At 65.6% G+C, this 22,286-nt stretch carries 23 protein-coding genes; 15 read left to right on the forward strand and 8 right to left on the reverse strand.

Annotated features, from left to right (window positions below):
* Positions 1–10: 10 nt before the first annotated feature.
* From catC to FHW83_RS21055, 8 genes are read left to right on the forward strand one after another with little or no spacing between them, the layout of a single operon-like run.
* Positions 11–301, forward strand: coding sequence for a muconolactone Delta-isomerase (gene catC, locus FHW83_RS21020; RefSeq protein ID WP_176648303.1), 291 nt, complete (start codon positions 11–13; stop codon positions 299–301).
* 23 nt (positions 302–324) lie between these two features.
* Positions 325–1,245 (forward strand): catechol 1,2-dioxygenase, encoded by a 921-nt coding sequence (gene catA / locus FHW83_RS21025; protein WP_176648304.1) that lies wholly within the window; start codon positions 325–327, stop codon positions 1,243–1,245.
* Positions 1,246–1,255: 10 nt separating this feature from the next.
* Positions 1,256–2,611, forward strand: a complete 1,356-nt coding sequence (gene benA, locus FHW83_RS21030; protein WP_176648305.1) for a benzoate 1,2-dioxygenase large subunit — start codon at positions 1,256–1,258, stop codon at positions 2,609–2,611.
* Entirely contained in the window at positions 2,608–3,087 is a 480-nt protein-coding gene (benB, locus tag FHW83_RS21035) for a benzoate 1,2-dioxygenase small subunit (RefSeq protein WP_176648306.1), read from the forward strand. The genes benA and benB overlap by 4 nt, the downstream gene beginning before the upstream one ends.
* Before the next feature lie 10 nt (positions 3,088–3,097).
* A complete protein-coding gene (gene benC, locus FHW83_RS21040; RefSeq protein WP_176648307.1) occupies positions 3,098–4,123 on the forward strand; it encodes a benzoate 1,2-dioxygenase electron transfer component BenC in 1,026 nt (341 codons plus the stop codon).
* Positions 4,120–4,902 (forward strand): benzoate diol dehydrogenase BenD, encoded by a 783-nt coding sequence (gene benD, locus FHW83_RS21045; RefSeq protein ID WP_176648308.1) that lies wholly within the window; start codon positions 4,120–4,122, stop codon positions 4,900–4,902. Before benC ends, benD begins: the two co-directional genes overlap by 4 nt.
* A 3-nt stretch (positions 4,903–4,905) precedes the next feature.
* Positions 4,906–5,682 (forward strand): 3-oxoadipate enol-lactonase, encoded by a 777-nt coding sequence (pcaD, locus tag FHW83_RS21050; protein ID WP_176648309.1) that lies wholly within the window; start codon positions 4,906–4,908, stop codon positions 5,680–5,682.
* A 26-nt stretch (positions 5,683–5,708) separates the two neighbouring features.
* Positions 5,709–6,878, forward strand: a complete 1,170-nt coding sequence (locus tag FHW83_RS21055) for a 2OG-Fe(II) oxygenase (protein WP_176648310.1) — start codon at positions 5,709–5,711, stop codon at positions 6,876–6,878.
* A gap of 5 nt (positions 6,879–6,883) precedes the next feature.
* Here the strand turns inward: FHW83_RS21055 and FHW83_RS21060 are convergent, their stop codons facing one another.
* On the reverse strand, positions 6,884–7,312 hold the full coding sequence (locus FHW83_RS21060; RefSeq protein ID WP_176648311.1) for a DUF4440 domain-containing protein: 429 nt from the start codon (positions 7,310–7,312) through the stop codon (positions 6,884–6,886).
* A 275-nt stretch (positions 7,313–7,587) separates the two neighbouring features.
* On the reverse strand, positions 7,588–7,788 hold the full coding sequence (locus FHW83_RS21065; RefSeq protein WP_176648312.1) for a hypothetical protein: 201 nt from the start codon (positions 7,786–7,788) through the stop codon (positions 7,588–7,590).
* A 309-nt stretch (positions 7,789–8,097) separates the two neighbouring features.
* Between FHW83_RS21065 and FHW83_RS21070 the strand changes: the two genes are divergently transcribed.
* The 7 genes from FHW83_RS21070 to FHW83_RS21100 all read left to right on the forward strand — a co-directional run bounded on the left by FHW83_RS21070 (position 8,098) and on the right by FHW83_RS21100 (position 13,209).
* Positions 8,098–9,396 carry a TolC family protein gene (locus FHW83_RS21070; RefSeq protein ID WP_176648373.1) on the forward strand — a complete coding sequence of 433 codons (1,299 nt, stop codon included), beginning with the start codon at positions 8,098–8,100 and terminating at the stop codon, positions 9,394–9,396.
* 3 nt (positions 9,397–9,399) lie between these two features.
* Complete coding sequence (locus FHW83_RS21075; RefSeq protein ID WP_176648313.1) at positions 9,400–10,791, forward strand: multicopper oxidase family protein; 1,392 nt, start codon at positions 9,400–9,402, stop codon at positions 10,789–10,791.
* Between the two features lie 25 nt (positions 10,792–10,816).
* Entirely contained in the window at positions 10,817–11,107 is a 291-nt protein-coding gene (locus FHW83_RS21080) for a copper-binding protein (RefSeq protein ID WP_176648314.1), read from the forward strand.
* 19 nt (positions 11,108–11,126) lie between these two features.
* Positions 11,127–11,495 carry a copper homeostasis periplasmic binding protein CopC gene (gene copC / locus FHW83_RS21085; RefSeq protein ID WP_176648315.1) on the forward strand — a complete coding sequence of 123 codons (369 nt, stop codon included), beginning with the start codon at positions 11,127–11,129 and terminating at the stop codon, positions 11,493–11,495.
* Positions 11,495–12,394 carry a copper resistance D family protein gene (locus tag FHW83_RS21090; RefSeq protein ID WP_176648316.1) on the forward strand — a complete coding sequence of 300 codons (900 nt, stop codon included), beginning with the start codon at positions 11,495–11,497 and terminating at the stop codon, positions 12,392–12,394. Before copC ends, FHW83_RS21090 begins: the two co-directional genes overlap by 1 nt.
* A 65-nt stretch (positions 12,395–12,459) precedes the next feature.
* Positions 12,460–12,834, forward strand: coding sequence for a hypothetical protein (locus FHW83_RS21095; RefSeq protein WP_176648317.1), 375 nt, complete (start codon positions 12,460–12,462; stop codon positions 12,832–12,834).
* Between the two features lie 39 nt (positions 12,835–12,873).
* Complete coding sequence (locus tag FHW83_RS21100; RefSeq protein WP_176648318.1) at positions 12,874–13,209, forward strand: four-helix bundle copper-binding protein; 336 nt, start codon at positions 12,874–12,876, stop codon at positions 13,207–13,209.
* Between the two features lie 56 nt (positions 13,210–13,265).
* Here the strand turns inward: FHW83_RS21100 and FHW83_RS21105 are convergent, their stop codons facing one another.
* From FHW83_RS21105 to FHW83_RS21130, 6 genes are all read right to left on the reverse strand, one after another.
* Complete coding sequence (locus tag FHW83_RS21105; protein WP_176648319.1) at positions 13,266–14,456, reverse strand: chromate transporter; 1,191 nt, start codon at positions 14,454–14,456, stop codon at positions 13,266–13,268.
* The gene (locus FHW83_RS21110; RefSeq protein WP_176648320.1) at positions 14,453–15,385 is read right to left on the reverse strand and encodes a chromate resistance protein ChrB domain-containing protein; all 933 of its coding nucleotides are present in this window, start codon (positions 15,383–15,385) and stop codon (positions 14,453–14,455) included. Before FHW83_RS21110 ends, FHW83_RS21105 begins: the two co-directional genes overlap by 4 nt.
* A gap of 87 nt (positions 15,386–15,472) precedes the next feature.
* Positions 15,473–16,342, reverse strand: a complete 870-nt coding sequence (locus FHW83_RS21115) for a class I SAM-dependent methyltransferase (RefSeq protein WP_176648321.1) — start codon at positions 16,340–16,342, stop codon at positions 15,473–15,475.
* A gap of 11 nt (positions 16,343–16,353) precedes the next feature.
* Positions 16,354–17,247 (reverse strand): NAD(P)/FAD-dependent oxidoreductase, encoded by an 894-nt coding sequence (locus tag FHW83_RS21120; RefSeq protein ID WP_176648322.1) that lies wholly within the window; start codon positions 17,245–17,247, stop codon positions 16,354–16,356.
* Positions 17,240–17,839: a TetR/AcrR family transcriptional regulator gene (locus FHW83_RS21125; RefSeq protein ID WP_176648323.1), complete on the reverse strand. Its 600-nt coding sequence runs from the start codon at positions 17,837–17,839 to the stop codon at positions 17,240–17,242. The genes FHW83_RS21120 and FHW83_RS21125 overlap by 8 nt, the downstream gene beginning before the upstream one ends.
* A gap of 66 nt (positions 17,840–17,905) precedes the next feature.
* Positions 17,906–22,225, reverse strand: coding sequence for a hypothetical protein (locus FHW83_RS21130; RefSeq protein WP_176648324.1), 4,320 nt, complete (start codon positions 22,223–22,225; stop codon positions 17,906–17,908).
* Between the last annotated feature and the right edge of the window lie 61 nt (positions 22,226–22,286).

Below are 22,286 nucleotides of genomic sequence, written 5' to 3' on the forward strand. Positions count from 1 at the left end.
GGAGACCCTCATGCTGTTCCACGTACGTATGGACGTCCAGCTGCCGCCGGCCATGCCGGCCGCGCAAGCGGATGAACTCAAGAAGAATGAACGCGAACTGGCGCAAAGCCTGCAGCGCAGCGGCAAATGGCGCCACCTGTGGCGCATCGCCGGGCAGTACGCCAACTTCAGCGTGTTCGATGTCGAAAGCGTCGACGAGCTGCACGCGCTTCTGACCTCGCTGCCGCTGTTCCCGTATATGAAGATCGACATCAACCCTCTGTGCCGGCATCCATCCTCCATCCGCGATACCGACGCCTAACTCAATCATAAAGGAGACAAATCATGACCCATAACGAAATCGACGCACTGGTAAAAAGCTGGATCATCGACACCGCCAAAGGCCCCGCCAATCCGCGCATGCAACAAGTGGTGACGGGCCTGGTGAGCGCCCTGTGCAAAACCATCGAAGACCTGGACATCCAGGCCACCGAATTCTGGGCCGGCCTGGAATACCTGCGCGAAGCCGGCGTGCGCAATGAACTCGGCCTGCTGGCGCCGGGCCTGGGCCTGGAACGCTTCCTCGACATCCGCGCCGACGAGGCGGAGGCCAGGGCCGGCCTGACAGGCGGCACGCCGCGCACCATCGAAGGCCCGCTCTACGTTGCCGGCGCGCCAGAAAGCAAAGGCTTTGCGCGCCTCGACGACGGCACGGAATCCGACAAGGCCGAGGTCCTGTTCATGCAGGGCACCGTGCGCGATGAACAAGGCAAGCCGCTGGCCAACGCCAAGGTGGAAGTCTGGCACTGCAACCTGATGGGCGGCTACTCGTTCTTCGACAAGACGCAGTCGCCATTCAACCTGCGCCGCACCATCTACACCGACGGCGAGGGCCGCTACCAGTTCCGCAGCATCCTGCCGGTCGGCTACAGCTGCCCGCCGGACGGCACCACCCAGCGCCTGCTGGACATGCTGGGCCGCCACGGCCATCGTCCCGCCCACATCCACTTCTTCATCAGCGCCGAGGGCCAGCGCAAGCTGACCACCCAGATCAACATCGACGGCGATGAATACCTGTGGGACGATTTCGCCTTCGCCAGCCGCGAAGGCCTGGTGCCGGCCGTGCGCCACGTCACCGATCCGGCAAAGATCGGCGCCAAGGGCCTGGACAAGCCGTATGCCGAAATCGACTTCGATTTCAAACTGATCGCCGAGCGCGATACCGCGCCGGCGGCGGAAGTCCAGCGCGTGCGCGCAGCAGCGTGAGAGGCCGGCCATGATTCCGATTCATCCCGCCAAGCCGTCCATCGACCAATATCTGGTCGAAGACCATGAAAAGGGCGATTACCGCCTGCACCGCAGCGCCTTCACCGATCCCGCGCTGTTTGAACTGGAGATGAAGCATATTTTCGAGGGCAACTGGATTTACCTTGCCCACGAAAGCCAAATCCCGAACAATAACGATTACTACACCACGCACATCGGCCGCCAGCCGATCTTCATCGCGCGCAATCGCCAGGGGGAACTGAACGCCTTCATCAACGCCTGCACCCATCGCGGCGCGCAGCTGTGCCGCCACAAGCGCGGCAACAAGGCGACCTACACCTGCCCGTTCCACGGCTGGACCTTCAACAACAGCGGCAAGCTGTTGAAAGTGAAGGATCCTGATGATGCCGGCTACCCGGACTGCTTCAACAAGGAAGGCTCGCACGACCTCAAAAAGGTGGCGCGCTTCGAGAGCTACAAAGGCTTCCTGTTCGGCAGCCTGAATGACGACGTGGCGCCGTTGAAGGACTTCCTGGGCGAGGCCGCCAAGATCATCGACATGATCGTCAACCAGTCCGCCGATGGTCTGGAAGTGCTGCGCGGCTCGTCCACCTATACCTTCGAAGGCAACTGGAAGCTGCAGGCCGAGAATGGCGCCGACGGCTACCACGTCTCGGCGGTGCACTGGAACTACGCGGCCACCACCAACCGCCGCAAGGAACAGGCGGCGCGCGCGGACAACATCAAGGCCATGGACGCCGGCAACTGGGGCAAGCAAGGAGGCGGTTTCTACGCGTTCGAACACGGGCATCTGCTGCTGTGGACCCAATGGGCTAATCCGCAGGACCGGCCCAACTATCCGCGCCGAGCGGAATACGCCAGCCAGTTCGGCGGCGCCACGGCGGACTGGATGATCGAACGCTCGCGCAACCTGTGCCTGTATCCGAACGTCTACCTGATGGACCAATTCGGCTCGCAGATCCGCCTGCTGCGGCCTATCTCGGTCGACAAGACCGAAGTGACGATCTACTGCATCGCGCCGAAAGGCGAGTCGGACGAGGCGCGCGCGCGCCGCATCCGCCAATACGAGGACTTCTTCAACGTCAGCGGCATGGCGACGCCGGACGACCTGGAGGAGTTCCGCGCCTGCCAGCAAGGCTACCAGGGCATCGCGCTGGAATGGAACGATATGTGCCGTGGTTCGAAACACTGGGTGCAGGGCGCCGACGCCGCCGCGCGCGAGATCGGCCTCAATCCCATCATGAGCGGCGTGAAGACCGAGGACGAAGGCCTGTACACCATCCAGCACCGCTACTGGCTGGACGTGATGAAGAAAGCCTTGAAAACCGAAGGAGCGGCCAAATGATCGACGAAATCCGCGCATTCCTGTACCGCGAAGCGCGCCTGCTGGACGACGAACAGTGGGACGAGTGGCTGGAGTGCTACCACCCGGACGCGCAATTCTGGATGCCGTCTTGGGACGATGACGACAAGCTGGTGACCGATCCGCAACGCGAAATCTCGCTGATCTTCTATCCGACCCGCCAGGGCCTGGAGGACCGCGTGTTCCGCATCAAGACCGAGCGCTCCAGCGCCACCATGCCGGACACGCGCACCAGCCATAACATCGCCAACGTGGAGATCGAGAAGCAGGAGGGGCGCGTCTACACGGTGCGCTTCAACTGGCACACGCTGAGCCACCGCTACAAGACGGACTTCAGCTACTTCGGCATGTCGCGCTACGTGATCGACTTTTCCGGCGAGCGCCCGCAAATCCTCAATAAATACGTGGTGCTGAAGAACGATTACATCCACCAGGTGATCGACATCTATCACATCTAAGGAGACGACGATGAGCTACAACATCGCCCTTCAATTCGAAGACGGGGTGACCCGCTTCATCTCGTGCAACGAGAACGAGAAGCTGGCCGACGCGGCCTACCGCCAGAAGGTCAACATCCCGCTGGACTGCCGCGACGGCGCCTGCGGCACCTGCCGCGGCCTGTGCGAATCGGGCAGCTACGACATGCCGGAATCCAGCTACATCGAGGACGCGCTGACGCCGGAGGAGGCGGCCCAGCGCCACGTGCTGGCCTGCCAGATGAAGCCAACCTCGGACTGCGTGGTGAAAATTCCCGCGACTTCGGCCGTCTGCAAGACCGGCGTGTCGCGCTACACCGGCAAGCTGGCGACGGTGCGGCAGCTGTCCGCGACCACGCTGGGTTTCGCGATAGAGCTGGAGCAGGGCGCGGACGTGAGCTTCCTGTCCGGCCAGTACGTCAACGTCGAGGTGCCCGGCACCACGCTCACACGTTCCTATTCGTTCAGCTCCGCGCCGGGATCGCGTCGCTTCCAGTTCGTGGTGCGCAACGTGCCGGATGGCCGCATGAGCACCTTCCTGGCGAAGGACGCGCAAGTCGGCCAGCCGATCGCGTTCTCCGGTCCCTACGGCAGCTTTTACCTGCGCGAAGTGCAGAGACCCTTGCTGCTGCTGGCCGGCGGCACCGGCATCGCGCCGTTCCTGTCGATGCTGCAGGTGCTGGCGGCCGGCGGCATGCGCCAGCCGGTGCGCATGGTGTTTGGCGTGACCAATGACATCGACCTGGTGGCCATCGAGCATCTGCAGCGCATGGCCGCTGCGCATCCGCAGTTCAGTTTCCGGACCTGCGTCGCTTCGGATGACAGCGCGCATCCACGCAAGGGCTACGTCACCCAGCACGTCGAGCAGGAATGGCTGAACGGCGGCGACGTCGATATCTACCTGTGCGGCCCCGTGCCGATGGTGGACGCGGTGCGGCGCTGGCTCAAGGATTGCGGCGTGACTCCGGCCAACTTCTACTTCGAGAAATTCTCCGCCAGCAGCGAGGTGGCTGCATGAGCGGGCGCCGGTTTGAAGGGCGGGCGGTGATCGTCACCGGCGCCGGCCAGGGCATCGGCCGCGGCGTGGCGCTGGCGCTGGCGCGGGAAGGCGCGCAACTGGTGCTCGCGGACCGCGCCGCCATCGTGGAGGAGGTCGCGGCCGAGGTCCAGGAGCTGGGCGCCAAGGCCGTGGTGTCGCGCGTCGATCTGGAGACGTGGGAGGGCGCGGCGGCGTTGAACGAGACCGCCGTTGCCGCCTACGGCCGCGTGGATGTGTTGATCAATAACGTCGGCGGCACCATCTGGGTCCAGCCCTACGAGGAGTACAAGCCGGAGCAGATCGAGGCCGAGATTCGCCGTTCGCTGTTCCCGACACTGTGGTGCTGCCGCGCCGTGCTGCCGCGGATGGTGGCGCGCAAGCAGGGCGTGATCGTCAACGTATCCTCGGTGGCGACGCGCGGGATTTACCGGATTCCGTATTCGGCCGCCAAGGGTGGCGTCAACGCGCTGACCGCCAGCCTGGCGATGGAGCACGCTCAGGATGGCATCCGCGTCAACGCCGTGGCAACCGGCGGCACCGAGGCGCCGCCGCGCAAAGTGCCGCGCAACGCTCAACCGCTGAATGAGCAGGAGCAGCAATGGTATCAAGGCATCGTCGACCAGACCAAGGCCAGTAGCCTGATGCGGCGCTACGGCACCATCGCCGAACAGGTCAACGCCATCCTGTTCCTGGCGTCGGACGAATCGTCGTACATCACGGGCAGCGTGCTGCCGGTGGGCGGCGGTGACCAGGGATAGACCATGACGGCCTATCAGATCGACGGCACGCCGGGCAAGCCCTGGCTGATGTTCTCCAACTCGCTCGGCACCGACCTGCGCATGTGGCAGACGCAGGTCGACTTCCTCAAGAACGACTTCCGCATCCTGCGCTACGACACGCGCGGGCATGGCGGCGCGGGGCCTCGCCCAAGCCCGGCCACGCTGGCCGGGCTTGGGCAGGACGTGCTGGATTTGCTCGACATGCTGGAAATCGAGCGGGTGCACTTCTGCGGCCTCTCCATGGGCGGCATGATCGCGCAGTGGCTTGGCATCCACGCGCCGCAAAGACTGGAGAAACTGGTGATCGCCAACTCCGCGCCGCGCATCGGCACACCGCAAGGCTGGCGAGACCGCGCCGCGCAGGTGCGGGCAACGGGTCTGGACGCGGTGGCCGACGGCGCGGCAGGCCGCTGGTTCACGCCGGCGTTCGCCGAACGAGAGCCGGAACGCGTCGCCGCGCTGGTCGCCACGCTGCGCGGCGGCAGCCCGGAAGGTTACGCCAGCTGTTGCGACGCCCTGGCCGAAGCCGACCTGCGCGCCCGCATATCGGGCATCAGCACGCCCACGCTGCTGATCTCCGGCGCGGCCGACCCGGTGACCACGGTGGACGACGCCATCGCCATGCGGCGGCAGATCGGAGGCTCGGCCATGCTGACGCTGGACGCGTCCCACATCTCCAACGTCGAAGCCGCAACGGCGTTTAATCTTGCGCTCGCTGACTTCCTGGGTGATATCATGCGTCCTGCAACGCCAACATAACCTTCCGACAACCTGGCTGATTCCGTATGAACCACCGCCTCTGGCTCCCCGGCGACCCCACTCCCGATTTCCACACCCGCTCGGGCGGCAATCCGCGCTACACCTTCCACACCATCGCGGGGCGTTACGTGATCCTCAGCTTCCTCGGCAGCGCCGCCCAGGAAGAGAGCGCCAAGGTGGTTGGTCATATCGAAAGCCGGCGCCAGTTGCTGGACGACGAACGCCTGTGCTTCTTCGGCGTGACGCAGGATCCTCAGGACGAAGCGCTGGGGCGCCTGCGCGACCAGATTCCCGGCATCCGCTATCTGTGGGACTTCGACCGCAAGGTCAGCACCCTGTTCGGCGCCGTCGGCACGGAACCGGCCCAGCGCGACACCTATGTGCCGTTCACGCTGGTGCTGGACCCGATGCTGCGCGTGTGCGCCCAGATTCCATTGCTGCCGGCCGAGCGCCACAACAAGGCGCTGGACGCGGTATTGGCGTCGCTGCCGGCGGTGGCCGATCACGCCGCCACGCCGTTGACCGCGCCCGTGCTGATGCTGCCGCGCGTATTCGAACCGGCGCTGTGCAGCAAGCTGATCGATTTGTACCACCAGTACGGCGGCGAGGAATCCGGTTTCATGCGCGAGGTGAATGGCAAGACCGTGGCGGTGATCGAGCAGGGTTTCAAGCGGCGGCAGGATTTTGAGTTTGATGCCCGTCCGGAACTGGCGGCCCTGCGCCAGTTCATCCAGCAGCGGCTGGTGAAGCGCTTGGTGCCCGAGATCAAACGGGCATTCCAGTTCGACGTCACCCGCATGGAGCGCTACATCGTGGCGCGCTACGACAGCGCCAGCGGCGGCTTCTTCCGGCCGCACAAGGACAACACCACGCCGGGCACCGCGCATCGGCGCTTTGCCTGCACCATCAATCTGAACGCAGATGAGTACGAAGGCGGAGAGCTGCGCTTCCCGGAATTCGGCCCTCGCACCTACCGCGCGCCGACCGGCGGCGCGGTGGTGTTTTCCTGCTCGCTGCTGCACGAGGCGACGCCGGTGACGGCGGGCGTGCGCTACGCCTTCCTGCCGTTCTTCTACGACGAGGCCGCCGCCCAGCTGCGCCAGGCCAACGCGCATTCGCTGACCGGGCTGGTGTTCGACCGCGCCAAGGGCGAGGACGAATACGCGGCGTTGAGGGCGGCCGGCAGCGAGGGTTAGGCGGCTTACTTGCCCTTGCGCGAGGACCAATGGATGTGCACGATCACCCAGCTGTCGCCCTGTTGCTCCAGCAGCGCCGTTTCGGTGCCGAACAGGTGGACAGGCTTGCCCTTGAAGGTGCCTGTGGTCTCGCTTTCCTGCATGACCACCGCCAGCTTGCCCTCGACACGCTCGCTTTGCTTGAGGATTTTGTTTTTCGTGGCCTTGGCGAACTCGATATCGGACTTGAGGTGGTGTCCCACGTATTCGTCGCGCGAGCGTTCAACGTAGCCGGACTCGTAAATCTGGATGCCGGGGCTCAGCAGCGCGCTGGCCTGTTCGGACTTCCCGGCCGCCAGCGCCTCATGGAACTGCGCCAGCGTCTCGGTTGGCGATGCCGCCAGCACCGGCGCGGATAAAATAGACAGGGAAAACAGCAGGACAGGCAAACGCACGGGGAACTCCAATCGTGGATAAGTGTAAAAGAGCTGCGATTAAATCAGCCGGCGACACCCAAGGCAAGGCTGTTGCACATTACGACACGCTCTGCAATATTCCGCTTGACCTTCCTGTGGTGGGAAGGTGTACGCTATCAAAAAACGTAAAGTTGGCGTTCCTGAAACGCCTGCGGTAATATTCTCAGCCTTATGCGCCTTTTTGTCCGTTATCTGCTGTGGCTCCTCATTGCAGCCCTCCCTTTGCAGGGAGTGATGGCTGCCGCCATGGCGTGTCAGGAAGGTGCGCGCCAGGCGGGCATGTCGTCCCACCAGGCCGCCGACCAGACCGCGCAAGCGGAATCCCATTGCGGCGGCGAGGAGTCCCAGCCAGCCAGTCCGCATGGCAAGTGCAGCCAGTGCGCCAGCTGCTGCATCGGCGCCGCCGCGCCGCCGGCCGTGACGATGCCGGTCACGCTGGCCCACAGTTCCAGCACCGCCGTGGCCTGGCTCGAGCCGGCAATGACGGCCTATTTCCCATCCGGGCTTGAACGCCCGCCCCGCCAGTCCCGCTGACAGGCCGTCGCCGCCTGTGATCCGCTTGTCGCGGGCAGCCATGCCCGCGTATCCCGTCTATTTCAAGGAATATCATGAAACGCTTACGCCTGCCGCTGACGGCAGTGGCAAGCGCGCCGATGGTCGTTCGCGCACAGGCCGGGCCTGTGCCGGATGACGGCGCCGCGCCGCCGCCCGAACGCCTATCCACCCGGCCCGCGCTGGTCCGCACCGCAACCGCCTTGGGCGCCATGCTTTTAGCAGGCTGCGCCAGCCTGTCCGGCGACGCTGGCCTCAACGATGTGGCGGCGCTGACCCAGGGCAGGGTGGGGCAGCCAGTCCAGTTCAACAAGGAGCCCAGCAGCCCGACCGTTGAGCAACTGCTGTCCCGGCCCCTGACCGCCGACTCCGCCGTGCAAATCGCGCTGCTCAACAGCCCGGCGCTGAAGGCCTCTTTCGCCGAACTCGGCGTGGCCGAGGCCGATTTCGTCCAGGCCGGCCGCGTGCGCAATCCCGGCTTCAGCTTCAGCCGCGTGCGCGGCGGCGGCGAAAGTGAAATCGATCGCGGCGTCATGTTCGACATCGCCGGCCTGCTGACGCTGCCGACCCGCTCCCGTATCGAGCGAGGCCGCTACGAACAAGCCAAGCTGCAGGCGGCGGCGCAAGCCGTGCAGCTGGCGGCCGACACCCGGCGCGCCTATTTCATGGCGGTGGCGGGGGTCCAATCTGCAACCTTCGCCGAGCAGGTGCGGGGCGCGGCGGAAGCCGGCGCGCAACTGGCCGAACGCATGGCCAAGGCTGGCAACTGGAGCAAGCTGGACGAGGCACGCGAGCGGGCCTTTTATCAGGACGCCGTCACCCAGCTGGCGCGCACGCGCCACGAGGCGACCGCCAGCCGCGAGCGGCTGATCCGCCTGCTGGGCCTGCAGGACAAACAGCAGCTCACCTTGCCCGACCGTTTACCGGACCTGCCGGCGCAACCGCAGGAAATGGAGAACGCCGAAGCGACCGCGCTGTCGCAGCGCCTCGACGTGCTGATCGCGCGGCGCGACAGCGAGGCCACCGCATCGGCGCTGGGCCTGACCAAGGCCACCGCCTTCGTCAACGTGCTGGACGCCGGCTACGCCAACAAGAGCAGCAGCGGGCAGCCGCGCGAGAACGGCTATGAAGTGTCGCTGGAACTGCCGCTCTTCGACTGGGGCGGCGCCAAGGTCGCGCGCGCCGAGGCGCTCTACATGCAGTCGGTGCACCGCACCGCCGACGTCGCCGTGCGGGCGCGTTCCGAGGTGCGCGAGGCCTACTCGGCCTACCGCAGCACCTACGACATCGCGCGCCACTACCGCGACGAGGTGGTGCCGCTGCGCAAAAAGATCTCCGACGAAGTCCTGCTGCGCTACAACGGCATGCTGGCCAGCGTGTTCGAGCTGCTGGCCGATTCGCGCGAGCAGCTGAACAGCGTCAACACCGCCATCGAAACGCAGCGCGATTTCTGGATCGCCGACACCACGCTGCAGCACGCCATCCATGGCGGCAGCAATACCAAGGATTAAGCCATGATTACACGCAGAGACTTTTTCAAGGGCGCCGGCGCTGTCGCCGTCAGCGCGGCGGCGGTCAGCAAGGCGGCCGCCGCCGGTTTGCCGGAAGCGGTCACCATGAGCAGCGCCGCCACCCAGGTGCCGCCGCCGCCGCCCAACGGCCGCCCGTTCAACCCGGTGGTGACGCTGAACGGCTGGTCGCTGCCATGGCGCATGAACAAAGGCGTCAAGGAATTCCATCTGGTCGCCGAGCCGGTGGTGCGCGAACTGGCGCCCGGCATGAAAGCCAATCTGTGGGGCTACAACGGCCAGTCGCCGGGCCCGACCATCGAAGTGGTGGAGGGCGACCGCGTGCGCATCTTCGTCACCAACAGGCTGCCGGAGCAAACCAGCGTGCACTGGCACGGCCAGCGCCTGCCCAACGGCATGGATGGCGTCACCGGGCTGACCCAGCCCGGCATCGCGCCCGGCAAGACCTTCGTCTACGAATTCGAGGCCAAGCGTCCCGGCACCTTTATGTACCACCCGCACGCCGACGAAATGGTGCAGATGGCGATGGGCATGATGGGCTTCTGGGTCACGCACCCGAAAGATCCATCGCTGCACGCGGTCGATCGCGACTTCGTGTTCCTGCTCAACGCCTATGACGTGGAGCCGGGCAGCTACACGCCGAAGACCAACACCATGCTGGACTTCAATCTCTGGACCTTCAACAGCCGCGTGTTTCCCGGCATCGACGCCATGCCGGTGCGGCAGGGCGACAAGGTCCGTATCCGCGTCGGCAACCTGACCATGACCAATCACCCCATCCATTTGCACGGGCACGAGTTCGTTGTCACCGGCACCGATGGCGGATGGACGCCGCCGGCCGCGCGCTGGCCGGAGGTGACCACCGACGTCGCGGTGGGGCAGATGCGCGCCATCGAGTTCGTCGCCACCGCCCCGGGCGACTGGGCCTTCCACTGCCACAAATCCCATCACACGATGAACGCGATGGGGCATGACGTCCCGACCATGATCGGCGTCGACCACAGCGGCGTGGCCGAGAAGATCAACAAGATCGTCCCGGACTACATGGTCATGGGCGACAAGGGCGGTTCGATGGGCGGCATGGAGATGCCACTGCCCGAAAATACGCTGCCGATGATGATGGGCGAGGGGCCCTTCGGCGGCGTGGAAATGGGCGGCATGTTCACCGTCCTGAAGGTGCGCAAGGACCAGAAGCCGGGCGACTACACCGATCCGGGCTGGTACAAGCATCCGGCCGGCACCGTGGCATACGAGTGGACCGGCGCGCTGCCAGAACCGGCGCGCAGCAGCAACGCCGGCGGCCAGTCGATGCCGGCCGTGAACAAGCCCAATGTCGAAATGACGGTACGCAAGCCGTCCGGACATAGCGGACATTAATCCATCTCTCACTCAAGGAAATAATATGAAAGCTCTGAAACACATCATCCTGGCCGCCATCATCGGCATGTCCGCCGGCGCTCACGCCCAGACCGCGTTGAGCGACGGCGAGATCAAGAAAGTCGACAAGGCCGCCGGCAAACTCACCATCAAGCACGGCGAGTTGAAAAACCTGGACATGCCCGGCATGACCATGGTCTTCAAAGCCGGGGACGCGGCCATGCTCGACAGCGTCAAAGAGGGCGACAAGGTCCGCTTCGCCGCCGAGAAGGTCAACGGCGCGCTGACCGTCACCACCATCGAAACCGCAAAATAAGCCGGCCAGGAGAGAAACAATGAACCCATTACGCACCCTTATCGCAGCCGGCGCCATGGCGGCGGCGATCGTCGCCAGCCCGTTCGCGGCGGCGCATGCCAGCCTGAAGAGCGCCAATCCTGAAGCGGGCGCCACCCTGGCCGCCGCGCCAAAGGAAATTGTTCTGACTTTCAACGAGAAGATCGAGGAGGCGTTCAGCACGATCACCCTGACGGACAGCCAGGGCAAGCCCGTCGCGACCGACAAGGCCAAGGTCGACGCGACCAACCCGGCAATTCTGCGGCTCGCCGCGCCCGCCCTGGCCGCCGGCTCCTATAGCGTCGCCTGGGCCGTCGCCGGCCATGACGGCCACCGTCGCAAGGGCGAATTCAAGTTCACGGTGAAGTGATGGATGTTGTTTCGCTGCTTCAGGTCGGCTCGGCGCTGCTGCTTAACGCTGGCTTCGCCTGGCTGCTCGGTTCCTGGCTTGCACGCCGCTGGATGAGGGCGTCCGCAGTGCCGCCCGGCCGTTACGAGCCGGCGTTGCGCAAGCTGGACTTGTGGGCCGCGGGACCCGGCGCCGTCAGCAGTGCCGGCGCGCTGCTGGCGGCGACGGCGGTGATGGGCGGCGTCGGGCTCAGGGAAGCATGCCCCATGCTGTGGATGATGATTTCCAGCACGGACTATGGCCACGCCGGCATCATCACCGTGCTGGCGATGAGCGCGCTGTTCGTGCTCCGCCTGTCCGGGAGCGGTCGGCGGGCTGCCGAGCCAGTCGCATTGCTTGCCTTGGCTATCTTCGCCATCACCCGAGCGTCCATGGGCCACGCGGGCGAGGAAGGGCTGTGGACCGTCACGCTGGCTGCTGAAGCGATCCACCTGCTGGCGATCGGCGTGTGGACCGGCGCTGTGCTGGTATCTGCATGGCATGTGCTGCATCCTTCCGTGATCGGCGGCGCCAGCGGGCAGGCAACCGACCGCTACCTGCATCAAATGTCGCAAGCAGCGATGGTTGCGGTCATCGCGATCGCCATCACGGGCGTCTATAGTGGTTGGCACCGTGTCGGGTCGCCTGAACATCTGGCGCACACGACATACGGAATCACCTTGCTGGCAAAAGTAGCGCTGGTGTCCGTGGCGATCGCGCTGGGCGGCTACAACAAATATAGAGGACTGCCAGCGGCGGGGCGTTCGGCGGCGGGCGTGCGTCTGGCCAGGGCGGTGCTGCAGATTGAAAGCTTCGTGCTGTTCGGCGTCCTGCTGGCCGCAGCCGTTCTGACAGCTCAACAGCCGCCGGCCGCGATGTGAGATGCGTATCTTTTCTTAGCAGTATCGTACGAATAAGGATATGCGTTTAATGCTACCTTGCCGGCATGAACACGCGCATCCTACAACTATGCCTGGTCTGGCTGCTGGCCATCAGCGTACCCTTGCAGGGCTTCGCCGCGATGGCGAAGCCCTGCTGTTGGAAGCTGGCGCCCGCCGTGTCGTCAACAGCCGCGCCGCCGGGCGCCGACGCCCAAGACAAGTGTCATGAAGAGGCCATCGCTCACGCCACGCGGTCTCATACCAAATCCCCATGCGCGTACTGCTGCGCCATCGGCGTAGTTGGTGCTCGGGCCCATGCTCACGCTCTTGTCGTCGACTTCAGCACACCGTCGCCGGTGGAAGCTGTTCCCACATCGTTCATTAGCCATATCAGCCCCGGCCTTGAAAGACCGCCCAAGCGCCCCGGCTTTCTTTCCTGAATTTCCAAACATCGAGAATTTCACACGAAGGAGAACATCATGGACGAAATGAACTTTCAAAGCTGTATCGACGCGTGTAACGCCTGCGCGGATGCCTGCGACTTTTGCGCGGGTGCATGTCTGAAGGAAGAGGACGTGAAAGCCATGGCCGGCTGCATCGCATCCGACCTGGATTGCGCTCAAATATGCAGGACCGCGGCTTCGATGATGGCGCGAGACAGTGCGCACGTCGCCGCGATTTGCCAGCTATGCGCAGACATTTGCCGGGCCTGCGCCGCGGAGTGCGGCAAGCACGAGATGGACCATTGCCAGCAGTGCGCGCTGGCATGCCGCAATTGTGCCGAGGAGTGTGAGCGCATGGCGGCCGGCGAGTAACCGCTGGCTTCCTGAACGGGTCCCGCGCGCAGGGCGAAGCGGGACCCGATGCCCGGCTAAAAGCCGCCCTTCATCAACGGATAAACCATCAGCCCCAACACGGCCGCGGCGGCGACCACGACCGGCTCCTGCAGCTTCTTGAACTTCCAGAGCAAGGCGATCGTCACCACCGCGATGGCGGCCGTCGGCGGATCCACGATGGAGCGCTTGGCGATCACGATGACCGACCCCGCAATGGCGCCCACGGCAGCGGCCGTGATGCCGTCGACAAACGCGACCACGCCTGGAAGCTTGCCGTACTTTTTAAAATAGGGCGCCGGGATGACGGTGAACAGATAGCACGGCAAGAAGGTCGCCAGCGCGGCCACCGTGGCTCCCGGAAGGCCGGCCACGAGGTAGCCGATAAAGCCCACCGTGATCACCACCGGCCCCGGCGTAATCATCGCCACCGCGACCGCATCCACGAACTGCTTGTCGTTGAGCCACTGATGTTCCGTGACAACGCCGCCATACAGGAAAGGGACGATGGCCAGCCCCGAGCCGAACACAAACGCGCCGGCCTTGGCGAAGAAAATCGCGATCTGGCCGAGCAGACCCAGATCGCTCGCGGACAACCAGCCTCCCACGATGGGCAGCTGCGCGGCCGCCACCGCATTCAGGCCGGAAGGCTTGACCAGCCATTTTGGCGGCGCGCGCAAAATCCACACCAGCACACCGGCGGCGATGAACAGCCAGGCGATCTCGGACTCGGTGATCACGGTCGATGCCGCCAGCACCAAATAAATCCCCCACAGCAGCTTGTCGCGGCCGACGCTCTTTTGCGTCAGCTTCCTGGCGCTCATCACGATGATGCCGATGACGGCGGCGCCCACGCCGTAAAACACCGCCTGCATCCACGGCAAGCCGCCGAACCGGACATAGGCCCAGCCCAGCGCCACCACCATGAGAAACGACGGCACCACAAAAGCGATGCCGACCAGCGTCGCGCCCACAATCCGGTAATGCACGTAGCCGAGATAAATCGCCAGCTGCGCCGCCAGCGGGCCCGGGGCCAACTGCGCCAGCGCCATGCCTTCCTTGTAATCGGCCTCCGAAATCCAGCCATGCCGCTCGACCAGATCGCGGTGCATATAGCCGGCAAGCGCGACCGGGCCGCCGAAGCCAAGCGTGCCGAGGCGCAGCATGTAGATCACCAGCTGCCACAGCGTGTAGGGCGGCGAGGCGAGGGTGGTTGGGTCGGTGTTCATGGTGTGTTCGCCTCCTTTTGAAAGCTGGCGATCAAGCCGTCGAAAACGGCGCCGGCGGTTTGCAGCAACAAGTCGTCATCCTCGATGGCGTTGCGCAGCCCTGCCAGCACGCTTTCCACGCCAGCCGCTTCCGGAGGCTGAATGCCGCCAACGTCGAGATAATGCACCAGCGCGCCGACGCGCTTGAGCGCCGGCGTATCGAGGCCGAAGTTGGCCAGCAGCACCTCGAACGTCACGCGGTTGCCGATGTGAGTGAAGGCGGCGCCGTCAAAGTCGAAGCCCAGCGCGGCGGGAGGGCAGTGCGCGGGCGACGCCAGCCACAGGATTTCGGCCGCCGGATCGATGTGGCGCCGGATCAGCCAGGCACTGGCCAGCCGGTCCACCCACGGACGGCGCCGGGTCGCCCACGTCCGTCCCCGGTATGCCTTGCGGTCGAGCAACGCGACCTCGCCGGCGGCCTGCTCCGGCTCGTCCGGAGACTGAACCCGGCTGATGGCACGTTCCAGCTCCAGCAAGGCGGCGTCGCATTGCCTTTGCGCTTCGCCGGGGAAGAAATCAATCGCGGCCACGCCAGCGAAGTTTTTGCGCAGCTTGCGCGCCGCTTTGACCGTTTCGGCCAGCGTGGCGGAGGTCAGTTTCGCTACGATTTGCTGAGTTTCATCCAACAAGGCGGCAAACTCGGCGCCGCGGTCGAACAGCGCGGCAAAGCCGTCGTCCTCATCCGTCGTCAGCAAATAGGCTGAGCCGCCGTTCTCGCGCACGTCGTTCGCGACCGCCGCGAGCGTCGGGCGGCAGTCCGCCACGTCGGGCAAGAGGTAGGCGCCGTCGCGCAGTACCGCCGAACCGCACGCCTTCAGCGCGCGCCAGGCGCGCATGCGGGCCGTCGCGTTTTCGGTTGGCAGGGAGAGAACGAGGAGCAGATATTTCATTTTGTAGAGATTAATACAAAATCGTATCAATATCTACAAAAGGTTAACGCGAAGCGGCCTTCGACTCCCCGCGGCCAGGCTCTCCGCTCACAAAGTACGATGCGGATTGCGCGCCATGACGATCCACACCGCGCCCTCCATCATGACCGCGCCCTCGCCGGGGAGGCGCGCGAAGACGGTACGCACCTCGGCCGAGGCGAGGTCGCGGATGTCGTCGGGCTGATCGGCGAGCGCGCGCGACAGCGGGCCGACCTCGAGCGTCATCTTCACCGCGTCGTCGATCGCCGCGTCCCGCGTCGCCCCCTCGCCGAACGGGACGGCGGCATCGAAGGGCGCGATCGCGATATCGGTGAAGCCCGCTGCCGTCAGGATGCGCGCCACCCGCGCCGGGTCGCCGAACGAGAACGGGCCGGGCGCCTCGGGATCGGGCGGCGCGGCCAGCGGGACGATGCCCTTCAGCGCGCCCATCGGCAGACGCACCCAATCGTTCTCGGCGGCGCCGCGCCAGCAGACGAAAGCGACCCGCCCGCCCGGCTTGAGCGCGCGTCGCATATGGGCGAACGCCGCTGCCGGATCGTCGAAGAACATCACCCCGAATCGCGAGAACAGGATATCGAACGCACCCTCGGGCAGCTCGGCGCCGCTGGCGTCGGCTACCTGGAACCGGACCGGCGCATCCTGCGGCGCAAGCGCGCGGGCCCGCTCGATCAGCGCCTCGGAGATGTCCACGCCCAGCACTTGGCCCTGCGCGCCGACGCGGGCTGCCAGGGCCAGGCTCGACGCCCCCGCGCCGCAGCCAACGTCCAGCACGCGCTCGCCCGCGACGGGCGCGGCGGCGTCGATCGCGGCCTGGCCGAACGCCGCCGCCATGGCGTCGAGCCGGGCCTGGTTGGCGACCCAGCGCTCGCCGCCTTGCCCATTCCAGTCGGTGATCTGAGCGGTATTGTTCCCCGTCATGTCATATCTCCTCAAGCCAGCATCGACTGCTGGGCGAAAATACCGGCCATCGCGCCCTGCGACGAGGCCTGGGTGACCGAGGGCAGGAAGGGCGTGGCGAGGTCGCCGGCGGCGTAAATGCCGGGCACGCTGGTCTGGCGGCGCTCGTCGACCTTGAGGACGATGCCGGTCGGCGTGTCCTGGGTGGCGAGGCCCAGCGCTTCATGCAGGCTTGCGGACGGCTTGTTGCGCGGATGGGCGAACAGCACGTCCACCGCGACATTGCGGCCGGTGGCGAGATTGACGGTGCTGAGCTGGCCCTTCTGATGGGCGATCTCGACGATCCGGCCTTCGATGACGGGGATGTTGCGTCCCGCCAGATCGGCCTGGATCTCGGGCGGAATCTCGTGGCCATCGGCGAAGACCGTCAATTTGTCGGTCCAATCGCGGAACAGCCTGGCGGACTGGTGCGACTGCGGGGAGGACCAGACGAGGCCCCAATGCTGGCCGGCGACTTCGAAGCCGTCGCAATAGGGGCAGGGCACGATGGAGGTGCCCCAGCATTCGGCAAAGCCCGGCACATCGGGCATCTGGTCGGCGACGCCGTAGCTCAGGATCAGGCGGCGCGCCGCAAGGCTTTCTCCATCGCCGGTGACGACGGAGAAATTGTCGATGGCGCCGGAAATGCTTTCGGCCCGGGCATTGACCAGCGTGATCGCGGGATAACGCGCCAGCTGCCGCCGCGCCTCGGCCAGGATGTCCAGCGGCGGCTTGTGATCGTGGCCGAGCAAGCCATGCGAGTGGCCGGCGAAACGGTTGCGTGGCAGGCCGGTGTCGAGAACGGTGACCTTGCGGCGGGCGCGGCCGAGCTGCAGGGCGGCGGCGAGGCCGGCAAAGCTGCCGCCGATGATGATGACGTCATTCATGGTGAGGGGCTCCGTGTTGTGGATGTGGAGGAATCAAGCTTTTAAGGGTCGCTTGCAGGAAACGCTTCGACAGCTGCTCGTCGTTGACCGCCCGTGACAACACGACCGCGCCGACCATCGTTGAAAGGAGCGTCATGGCCTTGTCGCCGGGCGGTTCGCCCTCGGCGCCGCCAACCAAGCCACCGAGCAGCTCGAGGTACTCCCTGATCCCGGACTCGAACGAGGCCTTGACGTCGGCACCCTGCCTGGCGGCATCGGAGCCGAGCGCCACGATCGGGCAGCCGTTCATCCTTTCCTCGCGATGCCCCGGGCTGAGGAAGAGCCTGATTGCCGCGCCCAGCGGGTCGTCGGGGTGCGCGGCGGCCGTGGTCGACAACTGGTTGACGGCGTACTCCATCGCCCGCCTGGACGCCTGCGCGGCCAGGTCGTCCTTGGACGCGAACTGCTTGTAGAAAGCGCCCTGGGTAAGGCCGGCGCCCTTCATCAGGTCCTTGAGGCCGATGCCGTCGAAGCCGTGCTCCCGGAACAGGCGGCTCGCCACATTGATCACGGTCTCACGGTTCTCCGCGGCTTGGGCGCGACTTACCCGCATGGTCATCTCCTTTTAGATTACATCCTAACTCTAACGCATATAGCGTACGAACGCAATCTATTTTGATTAACCGATCCTCGCCGCCGCCGCATCCACGGGCAGGGCGTCGACCCGCTCGAACGAAAACATGTAGCCGGTTCCACGCCGGGTGGCCGCGTCCGGATCGGCCGCGACCACATAAGCATCGTCGCGGTACTGCCACTGCCCGTTGACGTGGCTCGACGCGGTGTAGTGTCCGGAAGTTGGTGTATCGCCCTCATGGTGGATGACTGTCCTCAGACGATACGGCACACCACGGATGACCAGCCACTCCGGCACACCGATGGCCCGTTTATCCTTGTCGACTGTCAGCCAGCGCTTGAGCGCGATGGTGATCGCAAGCGGGCCATTGGCGCCCGGCACGATGCGGCGACGGGCGGGGCCGACCCGGATTTCGCCGTCCACCACGGCCTTCACGCCGTTCAGGGCCTCCTCGCCAAAATGCGCATCGAGGGCCGCCTGCAGCGTGGCGTGCCCGGCAATCGACAGCTCGATCAAGCCATCGGGCGCGGGCCGCGCCACGGTTGGATTAAGGGCCGACACCGTGCTGTAGCGTTCCGACCCGGCCTGATCGGCTGCGCGCGCCATATGGGCCACGCCGAAAATGGTCTGCTCTGACTGCTCAAGTCTGACGTCGGGCGTGCCGAACAGGTCCAGCAGCTTGCGGAACACGACTTCGCTCGGATCCTGCTGCGCGGTGCTGGCGGTCAGGCCGTGCCGCTCGTCATTGGCCGAGGGACGCGGCAGCATGCGGGCCTGGTCCATGAGGGCCAGCAGAGTGCGGATGGCGGCGCGCTCCACCAGCGTGCCGGCGCGGACCTGGACCAGGACGGCACGTACGGCCGCGCGCAGCATGGCGCGCGGCTGCGGATCGCCCAATACCGGGGCAAACAGGTTGAAATAGGGCGTACTGAAGGCCAGCAGATTGAGCCCGGCCGACAGATAGCAGGTATTGCCCGCATTGGCGATGCCGGTGCGCGTCGATGGCGCATCGAGCTGGCGGTACGATTGGCCGCCACTGCTCGCCCCGCTGGCGCCCGCATCCTTGCGCGTCGCGCGCAGGATACGCAGGCGGACCGATTCCTGGTCCGCGCGCGGCAACAGCGCAATGTGTGCCGTGACTGCGTCGGACACCGTGCTGCCCTTGTAGGCGCTTGCCAGCTTGTCCAGTTCCGACTCGATCAAGGCGTGGCCCGCCTCCGCGAGCGTGTGCATGAGGGGCAGCCTGTCGGTGGCGGTCGACTTGCTGGCGCTGGTGATTGCCAGCGTAATCCGGCTCCACTCGCCGGCCTGGCCCACCGCTTGCATGAAAGCGGCGTAGCTTGGCACGACCGAGGCAAAATTTTCCGCCCAGTGCGCTTCGGCTTCCGCGGACAGTTCCTCGGCATCGTCGTCCCGCAGATCCTCCATCAAGCCCAGGAACTGGTCGAGCAGGCTGGTGTCGTCGAAATCGCGCATGCCTTCGAGCGCCTTGCCGATCACGATCGCGCGCCCGTACTGAAACTTGTCGTGCCCCTGCTGCTCGTGCTTGGCGCCGCTGTTGATGAGCACGAAACGCATCAATCCTTTCGCCACCTCAGGTGCCGCCGCGCGGATCGACAGCAGCACTTCGGGATGCATGTAGTCGAGGTTGGACAGGTCGACCAGCAGCGTGTGCGGCACTGCTCCCTTGGACGGAGTACTCTTGGCGATCTCGGCCTTGATCGACAGGACGGCCGTCGCCAGTTCCGACTTCATGGCGTCGATCGGTGTTCTTGCGGACAGCTTCTTGTCGCTGGTCGAGCGCCTGCCGTCGACCTCGGTGAGGTAAGGGCGGGGGTCGATGAAGGACGCGGTGGGCACGGTGGCCTTGGCCGCGACGGCGCTTTTATTGCGCCTCCTGGTGTCGAGGTTCAGGAACGGCACGGCGTTCTCGCCGACGAAGTCGGGATATTCGAAGTACATGCCTTTCGGCTGGCCCTGGATCAGGAACGCGGCGCCCGCCTCGTGACGCAAGGCGCTGATGGCCATGGTGCCGGCCTGTTCACCGTTATCCATGCGGAAGGCATCGATCTGTTCCAGGTCGAGGGTGGAGCGCAGCGCATCCTCGATGCGGTCTTCCGGCCGTTCACCGACGTGCAGTTCGGTTGTGGCGAGGAAAATGATGATCGCCTCACATAACTCCTCGGTCGCGTTGCGCAGTGTCAGGTGCGAGACGGCGCGCTGGCGCAGGATGATATTGGCGTCGGCCGGCTTGCGCGGGTCGCGTGCATCGAGCCCGGCCAGCCCGTTCAGCGCCGCGTTCGCGTTGGCGATCGCGACGATCATCTCGCCAAGCGCGGCGATACGGGTATTGCGCCAGCGGGAAGGATCGAACGCCTCCGGCGCCGCCGCCAACGACACCACCCGCGCGGCCAGGTGCACCGCGTTCGACAACGGTTCGACAATCGGCAGCTCGTAGTCGACTACATCCTTGTCCTTGCCGGCGCCAGGGACGGTGACGGTACGCAGGGTGCCATTGATGGCGTCAACGGCAGTACCGAGCGCCTGCTGCAACGATTCGATATAGGGGCGGCGGCCGGCCGTGTTGCGGTCCATGTCGCGACCGATGCCCCTGCGCGCGGTGACGCCAGTGCCCGCAGTGACGCCGTGCGGGTCGGGCAGGTTGGTGGCGCTGGTGGCATAACCGAGGAAGTCGGCCAACGAAAAGGCGCCGTTGGCCGAAGCGATGGTCGTTTTCAGGTAGGCAATGTGGCGCGCGTCCGGAGCCTGGACCGTTTGCAGGGGGCGGCTGGCGTCCTCCCCGATGCCCATGACGGCCGACCGTGCCTGGTCGCCGGGGTGCGCGGCGAACAGGGTGCCGATTTCATTGTCGAGGTCGACCAGCGCGGCATTGATGATCTGCTGGAATTCGGGCGGTTCGTTGCCGAGCGAGATGCGGAACGAGGCCGCCGTGTCCGTCACGGACGAGTCGATGAAGCCAAAGCTCTGGCGTTGGTCGATACCGAGCGGCAGCCCGTTCTGGGCGGCGCGCAGGGTGACGCGCGCGCCGAAATATATGCGCAGGGAATCGGTGAAGGTCCAATAGTCCTTGTCCGTCATCGCCTGGTGGGGACGGGGCACCATCACCGTGATCTGGGGCGAACCGGCCTGGCTGGCAACGCGCAGCTGCGCGAGCCTCGGCAGGGCGCCGATCATGCGGTGGCCACGGGTGAGGGCGCTGCCCAGTTTGCGCAGCACGTGCGAGGTGCTCAGCATGGGATCGGTGGCCCGTTCCAGCGCGTCGAGGGCGAGCGGGGACGAGGATGGCGTGGTGGCGTCCTGAGGCAGCCCGGGTGGAACCGACAGCTCGCCAAGCCGGGCATTAAGGCCGAGCAACTGGTCCATCACCACGTCCAGCATGTCCTCGTCCACGGGTGGCGTATCGCCCGCGTCCGGCGCCAGCATCCCGTGTTCGCGCGCGATCTCGGCCAGGAAGCCGACCAGCTCCTCGCCGCCGGGCTTGTTCGCCGCCAGCGAGCGGACCATCGTGGCCATGGCGGCCGCATTGCTTTTACGCAGGCCGATGTGGGCGGACAAGATCTCGGAGTGCTTGCCTTGGCGCAGGGTGACGCCATCCTCGACGCGGGTGCTGATGCCCTTTTGCGCCTTGGAGCCGGTGCCCGAGCCCAGCCCCAGCGGGCCGTAGGCGAGCGGGTTATGCGGCGCCAGGATGGCGCTCTTCTTCTTGCCCAGCCTGGTCATCGCCCGCTTGTACAGGCTCACTTGCGGATGGCCCTTGTCCTGCGAGCGGTAGTACACGCCAGGGTCCTCGCGGTCCAGCGGCGACAGCTGGCGGTGGTCGCCCATGCCCAGCAGGGGCGTCAATGCCAGGCTGGAGGCCAGGTGCGAGTGATTCAACAGCACCGCGCTGACCACCCGCTGCATCGAATCGTCGTCCGCATCGATGCCTTCATCGCTGTCGATCAAATCGATCAGCATGCGCGACATGTAATTGTTCCAGGCTGCGGTCGGCTCGGCGCGGCGGCCCACGGCGGAGGCCGCGGCCATGGCGGGCAACGGGGAGTCGGTCGGGGTGAGATCCGGTTCCGTGGGACCGTCGGTGGTGGCACGCAAATGCCCGATCAGTTCCGGGATGCCGTCGCGGAAGGTGGCGTTGTCGGCGTCGAGCCGGTCGAGCTCGGCGCGCTCGCGGCTACCGGCGACGAAATTGTGCGCCCATAGTTCGGCGAGCACCTGCTTCAGCGTCATAGCCTTGGCGGCGCCATCCTTGCCAATCCGGATTTTGCGCTGGACTATGCCCGGACCGTTGTGGATGGCGTCGCTTAGTGCCCGCTGCTGCGACACACGCGGGCTGTTATTCATCATCTCGGCCAGGTTACGTTGCGCCGTCGCCGCAGGCCGGTTGTCTGCAAAAGTCGGCTGCTGT

The sequence above is a fragment of the Duganella sp. SG902 genome, assembly GCF_013376005.1.
Lineage (GTDB): Bacteria > Pseudomonadota > Gammaproteobacteria > Burkholderiales > Burkholderiaceae_D > Rugamonas.